The 18,057-nt window shown below is 37.4% G+C and carries 17 protein-coding genes and 2 pseudogenes; 5 read left to right on the forward strand and 14 right to left on the reverse strand.

Features of this window, described 5'->3' with window-relative positions; genetic code table 11:
- The 8 genes and pseudogenes from RCJ96_RS09710 to RCJ96_RS09745 all read right to left on the reverse strand — a co-directional run bounded on the left by RCJ96_RS09710 (position 1) and on the right by RCJ96_RS09745 (position 11,254).
- Positions 1–978, reverse strand: coding sequence for a ring-cleaving dioxygenase (locus RCJ96_RS09710; protein WP_001072554.1), 978 nt, complete (start codon positions 976–978; stop codon positions 1–3).
- 44 nt (positions 979–1,022) lie between these two features.
- Positions 1,023–1,967 carry a ring-cleaving dioxygenase gene (locus RCJ96_RS09715; RefSeq protein WP_416504745.1) on the reverse strand — a complete coding sequence of 315 codons (945 nt, stop codon included), beginning with the start codon at positions 1,965–1,967 and terminating at the stop codon, positions 1,023–1,025.
- 501 nt (positions 1,968–2,468) lie between these two features.
- Positions 2,469–3,896, reverse strand: a complete 1,428-nt coding sequence (locus RCJ96_RS09720; protein WP_074609723.1) for a serine hydrolase domain-containing protein — start codon at positions 3,894–3,896, stop codon at positions 2,469–2,471.
- A gap of 294 nt (positions 3,897–4,190) precedes the next feature.
- Entirely contained in the window at positions 4,191–5,135 is a 945-nt protein-coding gene (gene yhaM / locus RCJ96_RS09725) for a 3'-5' exoribonuclease YhaM (protein WP_000726638.1), read from the reverse strand.
- Positions 5,136–5,176: 41 nt separating this feature from the next.
- Positions 5,177–7,435, reverse strand: a complete 2,259-nt coding sequence (locus RCJ96_RS09730; protein ID WP_270796832.1) for an ATP-binding protein — start codon at positions 7,433–7,435, stop codon at positions 5,177–5,179.
- Between the two features lie 212 nt (positions 7,436–7,647).
- Positions 7,648–8,778, reverse strand: coding sequence for an RNA-guided endonuclease InsQ/TnpB family protein (locus RCJ96_RS09735; RefSeq protein WP_446699765.1), 1,131 nt, complete (start codon positions 8,776–8,778; stop codon positions 7,648–7,650).
- Between the two features lie 641 nt (positions 8,779–9,419).
- Positions 9,420–10,016, reverse strand: a pseudogene (locus tag RCJ96_RS09740) (AAA family ATPase); the annotation flags it as partial.
- Positions 10,013–11,254, reverse strand: a complete 1,242-nt coding sequence (locus tag RCJ96_RS09745) for a metallophosphoesterase family protein (protein ID WP_242304093.1) — start codon at positions 11,252–11,254, stop codon at positions 10,013–10,015. The gene RCJ96_RS09745 and the pseudogene RCJ96_RS09740, both read right to left, overlap by 4 nt.
- 168 nt (positions 11,255–11,422) lie before the next feature.
- Between RCJ96_RS09745 and RCJ96_RS09750 the strand changes: the two genes are divergently transcribed.
- Positions 11,423–11,608: a YhzD family protein gene (locus RCJ96_RS09750; protein WP_000539556.1), complete on the forward strand. Its 186-nt coding sequence runs from the start codon at positions 11,423–11,425 to the stop codon at positions 11,606–11,608.
- Positions 11,609–11,634: 26 nt separating this feature from the next.
- Here the strand turns inward: RCJ96_RS09750 and RCJ96_RS09755 are convergent, their stop codons facing one another.
- A complete protein-coding gene (locus tag RCJ96_RS09755; protein ID WP_000582791.1) occupies positions 11,635–11,997 on the reverse strand; it encodes a hypothetical protein in 363 nt (120 codons plus the stop codon).
- Positions 11,998–12,151: 154 nt separating this feature from the next.
- Between RCJ96_RS09755 and RCJ96_RS09760 the strand changes: the two genes are divergently transcribed.
- Positions 12,152–12,292, forward strand: a complete 141-nt coding sequence (locus tag RCJ96_RS09760) for a YflJ family protein (protein ID WP_000273537.1) — start codon at positions 12,152–12,154, stop codon at positions 12,290–12,292.
- 136 nt (positions 12,293–12,428) lie between these two features.
- On the opposite strand, the gene RCJ96_RS09765 is transcribed toward RCJ96_RS09760, so the two are convergent.
- From RCJ96_RS09765 to RCJ96_RS09775, 3 genes and pseudogenes are all read right to left on the reverse strand, one after another.
- Entirely contained in the window at positions 12,429–12,593 is a 165-nt protein-coding gene (locus tag RCJ96_RS09765; protein WP_175574543.1) for a hypothetical protein, read from the reverse strand.
- Between the two features lie 32 nt (positions 12,594–12,625).
- A pseudogene (locus tag RCJ96_RS09770) lies at positions 12,626–13,020 on the reverse strand (carboxymuconolactone decarboxylase family protein).
- Complete coding sequence (locus RCJ96_RS09775; RefSeq protein ID WP_074609777.1) at positions 13,020–14,189, reverse strand: MFS transporter; 1,170 nt, start codon at positions 14,187–14,189, stop codon at positions 13,020–13,022. Before RCJ96_RS09775 ends, RCJ96_RS09770 begins: the two are co-directional and overlap by 1 nt.
- Positions 14,190–14,367: 178 nt before the next feature.
- On the opposite strand from RCJ96_RS09775, the gene RCJ96_RS09780 reads away from it, so the two are divergent.
- Both RCJ96_RS09780 and RCJ96_RS09785 read left to right on the forward strand, forming a co-directional pair.
- The gene (locus tag RCJ96_RS09780) at positions 14,368–15,213 is read left to right on the forward strand and encodes a helix-turn-helix transcriptional regulator (protein WP_074609732.1); all 846 of its coding nucleotides are present in this window, start codon (positions 14,368–14,370) and stop codon (positions 15,211–15,213) included.
- A gap of 194 nt (positions 15,214–15,407) precedes the next feature.
- Entirely contained in the window at positions 15,408–16,400 is a 993-nt protein-coding gene (locus tag RCJ96_RS09785; RefSeq protein ID WP_074609779.1) for a zinc-dependent alcohol dehydrogenase family protein, read from the forward strand.
- A 31-nt stretch (positions 16,401–16,431) separates the two neighbouring features.
- Here the strand turns inward: RCJ96_RS09785 and RCJ96_RS09790 are convergent, their stop codons facing one another.
- Positions 16,432–17,199 carry a transglutaminase-like domain-containing protein gene (locus RCJ96_RS09790; RefSeq protein WP_416504744.1) on the reverse strand — a complete coding sequence of 256 codons (768 nt, stop codon included), beginning with the start codon at positions 17,197–17,199 and terminating at the stop codon, positions 16,432–16,434.
- A 182-nt stretch (positions 17,200–17,381) separates the two neighbouring features.
- Here RCJ96_RS09790 and RCJ96_RS09795 point away from each other — a divergent pair, with 182 nt between their 5' ends.
- Complete coding sequence (locus RCJ96_RS09795; RefSeq protein ID WP_416504743.1) at positions 17,382–17,678, forward strand: hypothetical protein; 297 nt, start codon at positions 17,382–17,384, stop codon at positions 17,676–17,678.
- Positions 17,679–17,744: 66 nt separating this feature from the next.
- On the opposite strand, the gene RCJ96_RS09800 is transcribed toward RCJ96_RS09795, so the two are convergent.
- Positions 17,745–18,056, reverse strand: a complete 312-nt coding sequence (locus RCJ96_RS09800; protein ID WP_000637511.1) for a YbjQ family protein — start codon at positions 18,054–18,056, stop codon at positions 17,745–17,747.
- Between the last annotated feature and the right edge of the window lies 1 nt (position 18,057).

The raw sequence follows: 18,057 nt of genomic DNA on the forward strand, positions 1-18,057 counted from the left end.
TTACTCTTTAATAAATTCCTTCGTGCTTCTTACTGTATCAATTGGACGAACTAATTTTTCGATTTCTTCACGTTTTGGCTCTAGGAATGGAGGTAAAGATAATTTTTCGCCAAGTGTTTCGTATGGCTCATCTCCCATAAATCCTGGGCCGTCTGTTGCAAATTCAAATAAGATTTGTGGTGCAACTCTTGCGTATAATGACTCGAAGAAGTGACGATCTACATAACCAGATGAAGGAAGCCCTACGCTACTGATTCTCTCAATCCATTCTTCTAATACAGCGCGATCTTCTACGCGGAATGCAGCATGGTGCACTGTACCAAAACCTTGTCGTGCTTCTGGAAGAACCGTATTATGTTCTACAATGACAGATGCACCGTTTCCGCCTTTGTTCACTTCAAATAAATAGAATTCTCCTTCTTGCGCAACCTCTTTAAATAATAGAACTTTTTCTAACACTTCTTTGAAGAAACTAAAGTTTGCAATACGGATGAATACAGGTCCTAAACCAGTAATTGCATATTCTAATGGAACTGGTCCGTTTTGCCATGGTGTACCTGATTCGATCCCTTTATCAAGTTCATCTGAGATTAATTGATAATGTTGGTCATCAAAATCAACGAAAGATAGAGTTTTCTTACCAAATTGCTCTTTAATTCCTGTATGTTCGACTTCCAGGCGGTCAAAACGTTTCACCCAATATTCTAAAGCTGCATCAGTTGGCACGCGGAATGAAGTTTTTGAAATTTCATTCGTACCGTGTACTCCTTTTGGAATACCTGGGAAGTCAAAGAATGTCATATCTGTTCCTGCACTACCTTTATCATCTGCAAAGAATAAATGATATGTTTGAATGTCATCTTGGTTTACTGTTTTTTTAACTAAACGCATTCCTAAAACGTGAGTGAAAAACTCATAGTTTTTTTCTGCACTACTTGTAATTGCTGTAACGTGGTGAATTCCTTTTAATTGGTTCATTTTATATTCCTCCAATGGTTTTAAAATTTATATTTTCTCTTCTATTACTTCTCTTCAATAGGTGCTAAATTCGCTTCAATCTCTGCACGCTGATCTTCTAGGAACGGTGGTAAATCAAGTTTTTCTCCTAAATGTTCCACATCTCCATCAACTGTAAATCCTGGTCCATCTGTCGCAATTTCAAATAGGATTCCGTTTGATTCGCGGAAATATAAGCTTTTAAAATAGAAACGGTCGATGATTCCTGAAGACTGGAAGCCTCTTTGTATCACCTGTTCTTCCCAATAAGCAAGCTCTGCATCATTTTTTACACGAATTGCTAAATGGTGAATGCTACCGCGGCCCGGTTTTTCAGTAGGACCATCTAAATATTTCACAACGATTTCTCCAAAAGCCTCGCCTTTAATGGACTGAAAAATCGCTTCCTCTTCGCTGCGGCTAACCTCTGTATAACCAAACATGTCTGTAAGTGTACTCGCCATTTTATCAAGTCTACGAACTGTCATTTCCACAGAACCCATTCCTTGAATTTGATGCTCTACAGGAACTTCTGATTTCTCCCAAGTTTCCCAGTGCTCCACTTTTTCTCCGTTTGAAACGAGTAGTACTAAGCGAAGTCCTTCAGCATCCTCAAATTGTAAAGCAGGACGATTTGCATATATTGTTATTTCACTATGTTTTACATCAAATTTCTCAAATCGTTCTTTCCAGTAATGTAAGCTATCCTCTGAAGGAACGAGTAATCCAATTCGAGTAATGGCATTCGTACCGCGGTACGTTTTTCCTACTAAAGGAATTTCAAAAAATGATAATTCTGTACCTGGACTTCCTGTTTTATCTCCATAAAATAAGTGATACATTGATGGATCATCTTGGTTCACTGTCATTTTCACGCGACGTAAACCAAGTACATTTTTATAAAAGTGATTATTTTCATTTGCATTTTTCGTAACCATCGAAATGTGATGATGCCCTTTAATTTCATACATTGTTTATTCCTCCGTTTCGTTTTACTAGTCAAGTGATAACTAAAAAAATGACATTTTCCACAACTAATATGGTTTTTAACGTTTCAATTTATTCTTAATTATATTTTTGTAAATTCATCTTAGTTTTTACTGCATAACTTACTTTGTTTTTTATCGAAAGCAACTGAGTGTATGTTTTCCATATGACTCAATCACTTTCGTTACTATCACTTTACACCTCAAGTGATTAAAAAGCAAGAGATTTATCTCAAATTCGAGATATTTTTTTATAAAGTCTTATGTACTTCCTATAAAAACAGCTGTGCAGAAATAATATAGTTGTTTAAAAATCCTTATTCCACGAACGGAGCAGGTTCGTGGAATCTATGGTAATTAGGTTTGGCTGGGAATTTTGTCGATGATATTAAAAAAGACACCGAAGTGTCTTTTTTTTAAATTAAGCATACCGATAAATTAAAATTTAATTACTTAACATTATGCTTATCTTGGGAGCGAGGTATTTTATCGGTGAGTGTATACAAACCATGTAATACTTGCTGTTAATAATGCTGACGAAATCAAAGCTGTAAGAACACTATATGTTTGCCACATAAGTATTGTTGACCAATCGAAAGCACAGCACAGTATACCCAGGGCAATCGTAGCGGTCAGGAAAATAACTGTTACGGTTATTCTCTTTTTTGTCATTGGCTGCCGCTCATTCGTTCTCCTTCTGCGTAATCCTAAGAGAAATAGCAAAACGGCCAATAGGCAAAGAATAATTGTGATAGACGACAAAATGATATCCAAAAGCTGTGTGCCGCTTATTTCATATGACTGAGTTAGATTGCCTTCTAATATATCTTTAACTTTTAGTACCATGTTTGTATTGGTATTTGCGCCGTTGCTCAGCAAGGAGACGGCTGTTCGTTCATTTGGCAGTATGACTACTTCGGTTCTGAAATTTGGATTGCCCCCAGTGTGTTCTATAATCGTTTGTTCGGCGTTTACGGACCAGCCTGCCGCATAATACATACCGTTGACAGCCGAAACAGACATATCACCCCTATGTGATTTTTCGATAACCATGTGAAATATTTCGGGTATGTCCTGCACGATCCCCATCTGTATGCCCATCCAACGCGCCATATCTTTTGTATTAGAAATGATGTAGCCTGCGGGTTTATTCCCAGCATAATCCGGAGCTTTAAATGGAGTTGTCATAAAAAAGGAAGAACGGTAGCCCTGTGCCAACTGTCCAGTGGCTTGAGCAGCTTCTTTATAAACATACGTCTGGTGAAGACCTAACGGTTGAAATACCTGTTCCTTCATAAAGTCTTCATAGCTTTGTCGCGACACAATCTCAATAACCAAGCCCAATACGTCATAATTAACGGTTCCATAGTTATACTGTTCACCGGGAGGGAACGCCAATTCAGCATCCACGAGCATTTCCACAGTCTTTTGCAACATATCCGGTGTATTGCCTTGTGGAATATTTTGAAGATGCCTAATATTTGTTAGACCACTGGTATGGTGAAGAAAGTTATTTAGTGTAAGACTTTGCATATCAACAGGTTTCCCTTGATACTTTAATGTAAACCAAGGTAAATATTTTTGGACAGGGTCAGTCATTGAAAGCAGCCCTTGCTCTTCCAATAGCATAATACCCATACCGGTAAAAGCTTTACTGACCGAGGCTAACTCATAGAGTGTATTTTCACTTGCAGACAACCCCTTTTCACGGTCTGCATACCCTGAAGAAAAGTAGAACACTTCATCATCAGCAAGTATTGAGATTGACATTCCCGGCACACCTGATATACGACAGGCATCATCTAGCAACGCTTGTATTGCCGCAGATTGCGAATCTGACAACGCATAACTTTGTGTTGCAAATCCTGAGAATAATATAAATATCGTTAATACAAAAACAATAATCTTTTTCATAAACTCTCCTTTTTGGAAAATTATAAGAGAATAATATAAATAACCTCCTTTTACAACTACGAAACTAAATTTTAATTTATCTTTCTATTCACCTGTATAATATCAAATAATTGCGAATAGTTACACTTGAACGAACAGATGGATGTAATTTGAAACAACTTTAAAGAGCCTTGCTACGTAGAATGTAGCAAGGCTCTTAGCTTTTTAATAATCAAAATTCAATAACTTTATTATCATTATACAACAGCCTCACTAAGCGTATTAACACTTAATGAGGCCACTTTATTCACACTATTAATTATGGAACGACGGTTTATAGAACGAACGATTATCAAGAGCAAAGACACGCTCTGTGTATTCGCCTGGTTTTGTGCGTCCTAATGCACGGTCCATCATGTTCATTTTTGCATCTAAGTTATCGATGTAATGCAGAATTTCTGCTTCTTTTACTAATGGTGGTTTCGGGCTACCCCATTCTGCTTTTCCGTGGTGAGAAAGGACGATGTGTTGAAGAATTAATACTTCTTCTGCATCGATTTGCAATTCGTCTGCTGCTTTCCCAATTTCGTTCACCATAATCGAAATGTGGCCTAGTAAATTTCCTTCTAACGTATACGTTGTGGAAATTGGGCCAGATAATTCGATTACTTTACCAAGGTCATGTAAAATAACGCCTGCATATAGTAAGTCTTTATCTAATGATGGGTATAGATTTGAGATAGCTTTTGCTAAATCAAGCATCGATACGACGTGATACGCTAGTCCAGATACGAATTCGTGATGGTTCTTCGTCGCTGCTGGATAGTCTAAAAATTCGTTTTGATGCTTATTTAATAAATGTCTTGTTAGACGTTGAATGTTCGGGTTTCTCATTTCAAATATGTATTGCGTAATTTTTTCAACCATATCTTCTTTTTTCACTGGCGCTTTTTCTACGAAGTCCGAGATGTCTGTTACTTCATTTTCATTCGCAACTCGGATTTGTTTCACACGTAATTGAATACGGCCTTTGTAGTTTAAAATATCTCCAGCCACTTTCACGATTGTTTCCGCTACATATTGTTTCTCAACTTCTGGTGATACGTCCCACAATTTCGCTTCAATATCTCCACTTGGATCTTGTAAGATTACTGTTAAAAATGGCTTTCCATTGCTCGCGATACCTTTTGTCGCTGTTTTAATTAACAAGAAAATATCGACTTGTTCACCAACTTCATACTCTGCAATTTTCTTTTTCATTCGAATTCCTCCACCAAATCAGTTACTTTTAGTATAGCACACTACAACTCATTTTCTTTACGCATATGTGTTAATTTTATAATCTGTTTTTCTGTAAAATACGCGAGTAAATGCGCATGACATGTAAAGAAGATCACTTGTCTATCCTTTGCAATTTCCTTTATAAGTTCAATCGTCCGATTCGTCCTTACCGCATCAAAGTGCACGAAACTGTCATCAATAATAAATGGATAATCATGCTCAAATGTTTTTGCTAACGCAAATCTCAGCGATAAATACAACTGCTCAGCTGTCGCTTGGCTTAGTTCATGACTATAAAAACGCATACCATCGTTACGCTCTACAATAAACGGCTCCGCCTCTGACGGTGAAAAGATTTTACTATATCGTCCGCCTGTTAAATAGACGAAATACTCTTCTGACTTTTGTAAAATACGAGGAAGATGTACTTCATGATAATATTGCTTCGTTTTCGTTAACACTGTCTTTGCAGCAGCATAAGCAGCCCACTTCTTCACTTGTTCACGCACTTGCGCTTTTTTCATTTCCCATTCGTGTAGTAAATCGCCGTACGTACTTCCTTCTTCTAAATTCGCAATTTCCATACGATGTTTCGCAATGCGCTCTGTCAGTTCTTTTTCCTTTGTAAGACAGTTTTGCATGACTGTCAGTTCTTGCTTTAATTTTTCATCATAACCGTCAGCTTCATAATGTTCAGCTAATGATAAACTCGTTAAACGTTGTTCTAACAGATCAATTTGCGGCAATAAACGCCCTACTTGTTTCTCTGCATCTTCACGTTTTTCCGCTAGTTTACCTGCTTCTAAAAACATCTCTTCATTTGTAGCTTCTGCAATATGCCATAAGCTGTCTCGTTCTACTAACAGCTGTTTCAATTGTTCTTGCATGAACTCATATTCTTCTTGCCATTCCGTCAGTTTTTCTTTTAACTGCTTACAAGTTTGGCGTTTTTCTTTCTCATTTTGCATACGACTTTGCGCCTCGTGCAGCTTACTATACTCCGCACTACCGATAACAGTTTCTAGTTTATGTTCAAATTGCGAAATCATTTCATATAATGAAGATTTTCGCGTGCCTTGTTTCTCTAATTCACGATATAATTGCTGCATTTTTTCCATACGCTCAAACGCCGGCAATATGTGCGCATACGTATAAAATTCAGGGAACGTATAGCGCTTTTTATACACATTTACTTGTTCGCTCGTGCGGAACGTTTCTCTCTCCCATTCCTCATACGATGAAACGACTTTATCATACGCTCGCTCCATTTGCTGCAATTTATATGACTCACGCTCAAATAGTTTACGTATCTCTTCATCTTTTTCTAACTGGTAGCGCACAGACATCGCTTCTTCACTTTGTCTCCCGCCGGCACTTTGCTGAAGAGTAAGAAGCTCTTCTTGTAATCCGCTTGACGGATCTTTATATAAAACGAGGGCAAGAACAATCGCTACAAACACAATAACACTAATAAATAAGAGCGGGCGATTGTCTATAAATAAGCTTGTGAATAAAACGCCGGTGTTAATAAGAAGTAACAGAAGACAAACTCTTTGCCACTGCTTTTTCTTTTGCATAGCCGCTCCTGCTTTTTCCTCATACTTGCGCTTCATTCTCTCAGCGCCCATACCGATAAACGCCGCATCTTGGAACGACTTCTCTTTCTCAACTAACGCACTTCGCTCTTCATCCGCTAACATTTGCTTCTGAATCTGCCTTATATTTTCTTCTTGTTCTTCTAATTGCTCTTGCGCTACTTTAAAACGATCATCAAGCTGTGCTTTTTGCGTTTCTAATTCGCGCGCCTTTTGCACTGCTTGCGTAATTAACTCTTTCGTTGCCAAACTCATATCAAATGAAAGAACTGTTTCTTTTTCAAAAGTAGCACCGATTTGTTGTTCTAGTTCCGCAAGCTCTTCTTTTATATTCGTAATCGTCCCTGTCACATCACGCATTTCTTGGCGTGCATTTTCGTAAGACATATGCTGCATTCGAAGTTCTTCTACGTAACTTTCTTTTTGTAAAAACTTTTCATCTATTTGAATCGATTCCATTTCCGATTGCACTGTCTCTATTTTTTTATAGAGCGAATCAACTTGTAATTGGAGCGGCTCCATTTTCGCCTTAATCGCTTCATAACGCGCCATTCCGTTTACCGGAAATTGCCCGCTCTCGTTTTCTAACACTTTCTCATGCGCACGCTTTTCAATAACGAGAGGTTCAAGTGCTGCTAATATTTCATAATCTTGCTTTCGTTTTTCTGCACTCTCTTTTTCCACTCGAACAGAAGCAAGTTTCTCTTCACTTTCTTTTAACTGTTCGACCTGTTTTTCATACGTGCCAATTTTCCGATACGATAAACTTAACTAAATCTATACAATTCAATCAAATTTACACAAGTTAGTGCTTCAAAGTGTTCTCGCAGCCCCGAAGGGACGAGGGGTATAACACTCCACACGAGGCAGTATCGTTACCTCCTATTATCAAGCATTTATTTTACCCATCTTGATAAATTTATCGAAGCATTCAAATCCCTATCGTGATGGCTATTGCATAGAACACAACGCCACTCACGTATTTTTAAACTCCACTGTCCTTCTGGTTGAACGGAATGGTCGTATTTCACGCCGCAACATGAGCAAATCTTGCTTGAGGCGAACCATTTATCAGCTTTTACATACGCAATGCCATACTTCTCGCACTTGTATGATAAACATTGAAAGAAGAAGTTTAATTTTTGAAATAAAAATGCTTTCGATAGTTTTTTGTTTTTTAACAGGTTTGAGATAGATAAGTCTTCCACAACAATCCTCATTGGTTTGGTTTTCACCAATTTAGCTGTTGCTTGATGGATATGGTTATTTCGGATATTCTTAATTTTCCTAGATAACCGCAGGTGCTCAGCTTTCGCTTTTTCATATCCGGCAGATTGAGTTTTTACACCTTTTTTAAATCTCCTAGACATATCTCTTTGCGCTGACTTTTTCCTTTTCAAAAGTTTTTTAACCTTGGCATCTTTGTTTATATTTCGTTCTTTCGTACCATTAGAAGCTACAAACAGCTCTTTTAAACCAACATCCACACCAATCGACTCATTCGTTAGTTCTTGTGATTCAAAGGATTCTTGGAATCCTACACTAATCCACCAGTGACGACCATCAAAGGTAACTCTTGGATTGAATGGTTTTTTGTTTCTTGGTAGTTGTTGGCTTGTTTTCATTTCTCCAATAGACTGAATATGAACGACTTTCTTTCCTATAATCAGTCTTTCATAATTGGCATAAAATCCTTGGATTACATCTTTTTTTGATTTATAAGAAGTGTGATACCCATTTTTGTACTTTTTGAACGAATGTTTTCTCGCCTTATCAAAATCTTTTGAAGCCTGTTTGAGAACTTGTGCGTTGATGTCATTTAACCACTCATATCTCTTTCGCTTCTTGATCTTTGTAAATCGTTTCTGTAAAGCTAACTGTGAAACAGATTTTCCAAATAGCTTATAGTATCTATCACTCATTCTTTTACAATAGTTATAAGCGAATCTTGCAGCACCGGCATGGTTTCTAAGCACTTGTTCTTGTTCAGGCGTTGGAATCAGTCTAACTTTCTTCGCCAATATCATTAGAATGTAACTCCTTTAATGAAAGATTTGTTCTTCTGAATAGTAGCGTGTTCCACCAGCATTCTCCTGAGAGCACTCGGATGCAAACCTGTTAATTCTGATACTTGACTAACTCGTGAAAATTTCATTATTATTCTTACCTCATTGAAACCACCATAGCACATACGTTCTATATATTCAATGAGGTTTGATAGATTTAATTAAATGTATCTCGTTCAACTAAGGGCGCAATTCCTTAGCCAGTTCTCTTATGAACTTCTCATGTTTTCACATGAGCGCAGACTATATGTTTATCTCTTTAGAGATAGAGGATTTTTCCACCACCATAGGCTTGTGATGTACTCTCGTCAGTTATACGAGATAGTCGTTGAACGTTCATCTTATCACTTTTGACTTAGATGATTCGAGGCGGAAGACCCATTGTTCTAGTGTTTAGGATTTAACCTTGCACCATCTGATTGATTTTTTCTGCTTTCGCGACATTCACGCTCGCCATTTCTAGCCACGTTGTAGTTCAATCAGCTTTAGGGATTGCCCGCAGTTAACCCTCACTACTAGCCAATCACTTGACTAGCAGGGCTTACTGATATATTTAATTAACTTTGGTTATAATTGGTTAAATAAATTGTAACAGTTAGTTACCCTTGCCACTCTTTCATCTTCTCTTCCAGTTTCTTCATCTCTTGCAGTGACACGTTAATTTCTGGTTTACGCCCACTCGGCTTAAAGCGCTGATCCATTTCTTTCTCTAGCTTTTTATCGAGCTGCAATAACGCATCACTTCCGACTGCACTTGCCGAAAATAAATAATTGCCGATATCCGCTTCGCCAAGCTGATGAATGTTTTGAAGACCGTGCATATCAAAAGAAAAGACCGATTCAAATAAACTTTCATTCATCCCGCTTAATATATCGTTTAAAATTTCTTCGCCGCCCGTTTTCCCGTCTTCAAAATAAACAGTTACCTCACCAGCAGCCGTCTTTGGCAATCGTTCAATTTTCAAACGGCCGTACTTCTCGGTTTGCACAGTGATCGCACCGCCATACTTCCCGCCTTCTTTCGGCTCATAACGGCGCTGTCCTCTCGTCGGAAAACCGAATAAAATACTTTTCATAAACGAGCGAATTGTTGATTTCCCTGCTTCATTTTCACCGTATAACACCGTCAGCATTGACAGATCCATTTCCACATTTTCTAATTTTCCGTATCCATAAATATGGAGTTTTTCCATTCTCATTTCTTATCCCTCTCTTGCTGGAATAATTGTTCTAAAATAATATTTTCCGCTTCCTTTTGAATCTCTTTCTTCTCTTCTTCTGTAAAAGATTCAATACTATTACGCGCTACAGGAGATGTCCAAATGGTGCGCAATACTCCGTCCATATTTGTGAAAGCTTCTAACTCCTTTAGCACACTACCGACGAAATGATTTTCTTCTTTCAAACGTTCGATTTCCGCAAAAGAGACCGTCTCATTTTTCCACTTCATCGCATACACGAAATCTTTTCGCTCTTCGCCAGCTGCTAAAATATGAAAAATCTCTTCCACACGCTTTTCGTCACGTAAATACGGAGAAAGTGGGCCTTGTCCTATAAATACGACAGTTAGTAGCGTCCCTTCCTCTTCTCTTCGGCACTCACTCATCGCAGTTGACACACTCGTCATAAGTTCATCAACAGTTTCAAGTCCATCAATATTCACTTCTATCTCATCCCACACAACATCAGCCGTATGGAAAAATGAACATTGCGTTCCTTGTTTCGTAAGTTCAATCAGGTATGCACCCTTCTCGCCTGCTTCCTTACGATGACGTCCTTGTATATTACCTGGATAAATGATGCACGGATCTTCTGATAAAATTTCACGTTTATGTATATGGCCAAGAGCCCAATAATCAAACTGCTTTTCTTTCAGCTCACGAATTTGAAACGGCGCATATCGATTATGCTCTGCATCGCCTTCCACACTTCCGTGAAGCATTCCAATATGAAAAGGCGCATCACTCATTTTCGTATACTGCGCTGTCATATTATCCGTTACCGCTTGCTGCAAATAACTAAATCCGTAAATAGAAGCTAACAACTCACCATTTTTATAAAATGATTTCTCTTCTACATAAGGCTCGGTAAACACATGAACATTTTCCGGAAACTCAATTGCTGCCCAGCTTCCCCCTAAATGATCGTGGTTACCGTGAATAATAAAAACAGGGATATCGTACTGCGAAAGTCTCTTCATTTGCTCGCGCACAAACACTTGCGCCCTCAAACTTCTCGTCTCCGCATCATACAAATCCCCGGCTAGCAATACGAAATCAACGCGCTCTTGAATCGCTTTATCAACAATACGTTCGAACGATTCAAACGTACTCTGCTTCATTCTCTCCCAAACAGACTGCGGTACATTCATCTCCATTCCTTTAAACGGACTATCCAAATGCAAATCAGCCGCATGTATAAACTTCACTTGTTTCACAAATAACGATCCTTTCTTTTTCCGTACTTTACTACAAATAGTAAATCTAGTGTCCATAAAACTTTCACTCTATTTTAACACGCAATGTCATATATTTCTTTGCATATTCTATTGATTTATGCCAAAATAGTTATAAGATTCTGATTTTTATTATTGGAGGGAATTTTCATGGGAGTATACGTTCTAACAGTCTTTGAAAAAGATGGTTCTAAAGCATTAGACGAATCATTCGAGGCGGCAACTGAAAAAGAAGCGAAAACAAAAGGTGAATCTATTTTACGAGAAAAAGGATTGTACGAAAAAACACATCGCTGCACATCTACTGCAGGTAAGCTCGTTTTATTCCAGCGCTAAAAAAAGAAGCGTCATCCGCTTCTTTTTCACTCTACTATATCTTCGTCACACCACGTAAACACCACATCTAGAATGCGATTACCGATACGTACGCGCTTATTCCATTTTCCTGTTTGGATCTGATGTTGCAATTCCGCTTTCATCTTTTCCGTCCAGTCGTGAATCGTTTCACTACCGTCGTACGGATATACGCCCTGAAACTCTTCCTGCAGTAGATGCAAGCTCTCTGCATCAAAATGAAAATGGAAGAAGTAGTTTGCTGTAAGCGATGGTTCTTGCAATCGTAAAAACTGATCATCAATTTGCTTTCTATTTCGATAGAAAGTAAAGATATTCACCTTACCACTCGTAATTTGGTCAATTTGAATTTCGTGCTTCTCTATAATCACGTCTTGTCCACCTCGTTGTATACTATCTTTAGTATATATGTCTTTTGCAACAAAGTTAACCATTTTCGCGCGAAATTCATTTCCTTCATTATATTACCTGTACCTCCATATGCAATCAGAACAAATAAAAACAAAGTTGAAGGGGAGCGATCACATGTATTTCGGAAGCAAAGGTTGGTATGTAAAAGAACTTAAAAAATTAGGTATTCGTACTTACGAAGGTAAAAAACTAGAGTCGTATCGTACGCATGTGTTATCTAGTTTACTTGAGAGAATGAAGAGAGCTTCGGCTTAATAAAAAATAGAAGAGGCCACTTTTCAAGTGGCTTCTTGTCAGAGTATTAGGAAAACCTTCCATGGTAGTATCTTTATCCATCTCTTTAATATAAGGTTTATCCATGAGAATTAATTCCGCATGCTCACCAATCCACTTATGTATCCATAGCAAATCTAGCTGCTCGTAAATCAGTGTCATTAATTTCAAAGCCACCTTCTTGTAAGGGGGCATCTGCAACATCAACTAGTGTAAAATTATGTCTTTCATTCACAAAGACATTTTTATTTTCCATTAAACCTGCTATGTGCATGGCTATCAATAATCATATTATTCTCCATCCCTTACGTTTTTTTACTTTGTTGCCATTTTTCTTTCTTCAAATACTTCCGTAGCAACTGTCAAAATCGTATTTAAAGCTATTGGAAAACCACCATAAATCAACATTTGCATCATTACTTCTACAATTTCTTCTTCTGTCCACCCTACATTTAAAGCTCCATTAATATAAAACTTAAGTTGTTGCGTATTTCCTAATACCGTTAACCCAGCTACTGTAGCTAATAGACGAGACTTTAAATCTAATCCTGGTCTTGAAAAAATTTGTCCGTAATTAAATTCAACAGCTAATGTGCCTAAATCTGGTGCAATAGAATCTTTAAAACTATCGACAATCGCTTGATAATTCTCCTCGTCTATTTTTTCAGAATATCTAGACCTTTTTGATAATTCTCTTCATTCCTTACCATTATGCATCGCCCCTTTTCATATTTTCAACCATTTTTAAGCTCTTAACCTCATTTTTCATGTTTAAAAGACTCGTAAATCCTAAACTCACCATCACCATACCTGTTATGCAAACTCCTAGCCAACCCCAATTGCTCCAAGCTAATACCCCTATATACGATCCAAGTGCCCCACCTAAAAAAGTGGCTACCATATACAGTCCATTTAATCTACTACGTTTATCTGGGGAGAGCTGAAATATTCTGGCTTGACATGCAACTTGATTTGCTTGTGTACCTACAGTTACTAATAATGCAGATAAAATTAAAGCAGTTAACCAGTAACCTAACGTAATAGAAATAATAAATGCTATGAATGTAATTGTCATACAAAGAGTATTCGCATAAATTGGGCCCTTTTTATCAATTACCCGCCCAATTATAGGAGTAGCAAATGCACCTCCTATTCCAACTAACCCGACTAATCCTACAACATCACTTCCATATGAATAAGAAGGTGATTGTAGAAGGAAGCCAAGAGTTGTCCAGAACACGCTAAATGCACCAAATATCATTCCTTGGCTTATACAAGCTTGACGCAGTACTTTTTCTTGTATAAACATAGGGCCTAATGAAGTCAATAACTCACTATACTTCATAGAAGCAACCCCTTGACTTTTGGGTAGTAAAAGTCTTGTGAGTACAATGATTACCAGCATACTTGCAAAGGAGACCCAATACATTGCTCTCCAACCAAAATGCACGTCAATCAAGCCACTAACAAAACGTGCTCCTAAAATCCCACATACCAAGCCTATGGCTACATTTCCTAGGACCTTTCCGCGCACCTTTTCATCAACCAAACTAGCTACAAGGGGTACAATTATCTGAGGAATAACCGTACAAATCCCTATCAAAAAGTTGGTCACCACAAGCCAAGTCACATTTGGTGAAATAGCGGCTGCTGCTAGTGAAAGACTTACTGCACATAGCAACGTTAAAATTAATTTTCTTCTCTCAAATATGTCCCCAAGTGGTACTACTAAAAGATTCCCTAAAGCATATCCTACTTGTGTTAAAGTGGCTACAATACCAATAGATGCTGCTGCTACATTAAATGTCTTCCCCATGCTTACAAGCAAAACCTGATTTAAATACACATTCGCCACTGTAAATCCACAAGTAACTGCCATGAAAAAGATTACTCCCTTTGTAACTCTTGGATTTTCTTGTACAGAAGCATTGGCCTTATTCACTTTATTCACCCCCTTTATCAAAACTGCAACTTTAATATAAAACAAATATTTTAATGTAAATAGATATCCAGTTATACTAGTATTAACAGTACTACCTTAAAGAAAGGGGCTTTTTATGAACAGTGAACAGGAAAGAAAAAAAGAACTCGGAAATTTTTTGAGGTCTAGACGCAACCGACTTTCTCCACAAGATTTTGGATTACCAATTAGTTCACGCAGAAAAACCAAAGGATTACGTCGTGAAGAAGTAGCACAACTAGCTAATATTGGGGTAACTTGGTACACGTGGATTGAACAAGGCCGAGATATCCAAGTCTCAATACAGGCTTTAGAAAGTTTAGCTGATGCCTTACGCTTAGATAAAGAAGAACGTGAGCATATGTTTTTATTAGCTCATCAACAGTTACCTCCTGAAAAGCCTTTAAAAACTGATGACGAAGTAAGCCCTGTACTACAAAATTTTATAGATGATTTAAAGTTTTATCCGATATATGTAACAGATCAACTTTGGGATGTTGTAACCTGGAACCGTGTTGCAAGTGCAGTATTTGGAGATTTTGAAACTATGAGTTTCAAAGAAAGAAATGCAGTTTGGAGATGTTTTGCCTCTCAAGAATATCGAACCTTATTAGCAAATGATTGGGAGGCCCATGCAAGGAGACTTTTAGCACAATTTAGAGCTACATGTAGTCGTTTTGTTGGTGAAGAATGGCTCAAAGAAGTAGTGGAAGAATTAATGGCTATTAGCGTAGAGTTCCAAGAATGGTGGCCCGCTCACGATGTTCTCGGTACACCGAGTGGAAAAAAGGAAATCCATCATCCAATAGTAGGTACACTATTATTCGAACATATTACATTCCGGGTGTATGACGCTCCAGACTTAAAACTAACTATGTATCGACCTAAAGACCCAGAAACTTTAAATAAATTAAGACAATTACTACAATTAACTTCTAATTAAATATAAATTACATACTCATACTGATTATTAACATAAAGCCTACACTGCAAATTATGCAATACTAGGCTAAATTTTACAGACTAGAACGAGAAGAATAATAGCTTTCTGTTCCCTTTTATTCATTTTTAACAAAATAGTCCTTCAAACCAAAAATGCTATAATAAACCCAATCAAACTAAGGGGGCACATTTATGTTGCACGGAACATGCATTCAATTTCACAAATTCGGCAATCCAAAAGATGTATTACAAGTGGAATATAAAAATATAGAACCATTAAAAGAGAATGAAGTGCTAGTTCGTATGTTAGTTAGACCGATTAATCCGTCTGACTTAATTCCTGTTACCGGAGCGTATGCCCATAGAATTCCGTTACCTAACATACCTGGTTATGAAGGTGTTGGCATTGTAGAAGATGTAGGGGCTTTTGTTTCTAGAGAACTTATCGGCAAACGTGTTTTACCGTTACGCGGAGAAGGTACTTGGCAAGAATATGTGAAAACATCAGCTGATTTTGTAGTTCTTATTCCCGGTTCCATCGATGATTTCACAGCGGCACAAATGTATATTAATCCTCTTACGGCGTGGGTCACTTGTACAGAAACGCTAAACTTACAGAGTAATGATGTTTTATTAGTAAATGCTTGTGGATCCGCTATTGGGCATCTATTTGCACAGTTATCACGAATTTTAAATTTCCGACTCATTGCCGTTACAAGAAATAGTAAACATACAGAGGAATTACTTGAGCTTGGTGCCCACCATGTAATAGATACTTCCACTACCCCGCTTTATGAAACCGTTATGACATTAACAAACGGGCTCGGCGCGGATGCTGCGATTGATTCTATTGGGGGATCAGATGGAAATGAATTAGCTTTTTCCTTACGTCCAAACGGCCACTTTTTAACGATTGGTCTTCTATCAGGCGTACAAGTAAACTGGGCAGAGATTGTCACGAAAGCAAAAGTGCACGCGAACATATTTCATTTACGACATTGGAATAAAGAAGTGTCACCATATAAATGGCAAGAGACGTTTCGTCAATTAATTCACTTAGTAGAAAATAAGCAATTACGTTTTATGAAAGTTCATTCTACGTATGACTTAACAGATGTAAAAACTGCCGTTGATGTTGTGCAGTCTGCAGAGAAAACGAAAGGGAAAGCGTTTTTGACGAGTTATTAAATACAAAGGAAACGTATAAAAAGGATTCAGTTTAGCTAACAGTATTGATCAGAATCTCTTGCTTTAATTTCAGATACAGATTGTTAAAACGTTTTATTTCATTTTGATACTTGTGGAGATTACTATGTCCGCTGTAGGTTTCTATTCCTATTTCGGTTAGTTTATTAATTACTAATTTCCATTCTTCCCATACTGTTGTTTTACTTAGCTTTCCATTGTAAAATGTATCAAATTGGTCAAGAAGATAAAAGTTTGATAATATCTCTGATACATCCCTTTTTGTATGTAATGCAACAATGCAAAAAGGGATTATTTGTTGTGTAGTTGGTATAGATTCTCTAGCAAAACTTATTCTCTTTTCTAACCAATGATTTATATCTAAAACACCAAATGCGGTATCAATAGGAATCCATTTTTTTAGCTGTTTGTTGTAATATTCCAGCCATCTATGGTCGTTATGATTCCAACCAAAGATCGAATAGAAATCTCCATGTGTTTCAATTAAATGAAGAGAAAAGTTTTGTCTTTCCATACTTTCGGGATAGGAATTTATTTCCAAGGTCCACCTAGTTTCTATTCCGATATGAGTTAATACTTTTTCAACTACCTTTGCCTGTTCAGCGCAATTTCCTGCTTTTCGCGCTAGAATCTCTTCTACTGTCCTATCCACATAGTCAGTTTGCACCCATTCAAATTCTTCATTTAACCAAGAGAAAATTGTATTCACCTTTTCACTTTCATCTTTTATTTCTCGTATTCTTGCGTTAATTTCATTAGATATTCCAACATGAAATGCCAACTTTAAGTTTCCCCCCTTTCCTTTTTCATCTACAATATTTTAATATTTTTTCCGATTTTTAAATAATAAAACCGCATTAATATTCACCAAAAAGGTTAGAGACGAAAGATCTCATCCCCGCTCAATTAAAAAAATGTAAATATATGGTATAGTTTAATTAAAAGGTGAAAGGAGACTCTCACATGTGGTTACTCACGACAATTGCGCCTGTTGTAATAATTGGAGGAATCGTATTATATGTGGTTGGAAGGCTTAAACATAAATATAACAACGGCACATTAGGTAAGAAAAAGTCAAAAAACGCTCAAATTTTATTAGATAGCTTCATACCAATGGGAATGCTCGTTGGCTGTATAATCGGTTTAATTTCCGGCATGTTTTTCCCGAATTATTTACTTCTTGCAGTTAGCATAGGAACTGGCGTAGGCTACTTACTTGGATTTTTTGCTTATGAAATTTATAGTAAGACAGCAAACTAGTATTCATAATCCAAAAAAATCCCCTCGAAGCATAATCTTCGAGGGGTGAGCCTGGTTTTTATTTACTTATATACGTACAGCTGTACCACTTACAGCAACCATTAACATTCCATCACGAACAACCTCGTAATCTACGTCAACACCAACGATAGCGTTCGCACCTTTTTGTTTTGCAAGTTCTTTCATTTCATCCATTGCGATATCACGAGCTTCTTTTAGTTTACTTTCGTAAGAACCAGCACGACCACCGACAACATCACGAACAGAAGCGAATAAATCGCGGACAATATTTGCACCCATAATAGCTTCACCATTTACAATATCGATATACTCAATAATTTCTTTACCTTGAATTCCAGACGTTGTTGTTACAATCATG

The sequence above is a fragment of the Bacillus sp. BSL6 genome, assembly GCF_052928345.1.

Coding starts and splice junctions, on each gene's coding strand:
- RCJ96_RS09710 (WP_001072554.1), bottom strand. CDS start 978: ATGAACCAATTAAAAGGAATTCACCACGTTACAGCAATTACAAGTAGT.
- RCJ96_RS09735 (WP_446699765.1), bottom strand. CDS start 8,778: ATGATATTGGCGAAGAAAGTTAGACTGATTCCAACGCCTGAACAAGAA.
- RCJ96_RS09780 (WP_074609732.1), top strand. CDS start 14,368: ATGAACAGTGAACAGGAAAGAAAAAAAGAACTCGGAAATTTTTTGAGG.
- RCJ96_RS09795 (WP_416504743.1), top strand. CDS start 17,382: ATGTGGTTACTCACGACAATTGCGCCTGTTGTAATAATTGGAGGAATC.
- RCJ96_RS09720 (WP_074609723.1), bottom strand. CDS start 3,896: ATGAAAAAGATTATTGTTTTTGTATTAACGATATTTATATTATTCTCA.
- RCJ96_RS09715 (WP_416504745.1), bottom strand. CDS start 1,967: ATGTATGAAATTAAAGGGCATCATCACATTTCGATGGTTACGAAAAAT.
- RCJ96_RS09760 (WP_000273537.1), top strand. CDS start 12,152: ATGTATTTCGGAAGCAAAGGTTGGTATGTAAAAGAACTTAAAAAATTA.
- RCJ96_RS09750 (WP_000539556.1), top strand. CDS start 11,423: ATGGGAGTATACGTTCTAACAGTCTTTGAAAAAGATGGTTCTAAAGCA.
- RCJ96_RS09775 (WP_074609777.1), bottom strand. CDS start 14,189: ATGGCAGTTACTTGTGGATTTACAGTGGCGAATGTGTATTTAAATCAG.
- yhaM (WP_000726638.1), bottom strand. CDS start 5,135: ATGAAAAAGAAAATTGCAGAGTATGAAGTTGGTGAACAAGTCGATATT.
- RCJ96_RS09800 (WP_000637511.1), bottom strand. CDS start 18,056: ATGATTGTAACAACAACGTCTGGAATTCAAGGTAAAGAAATTATTGAG.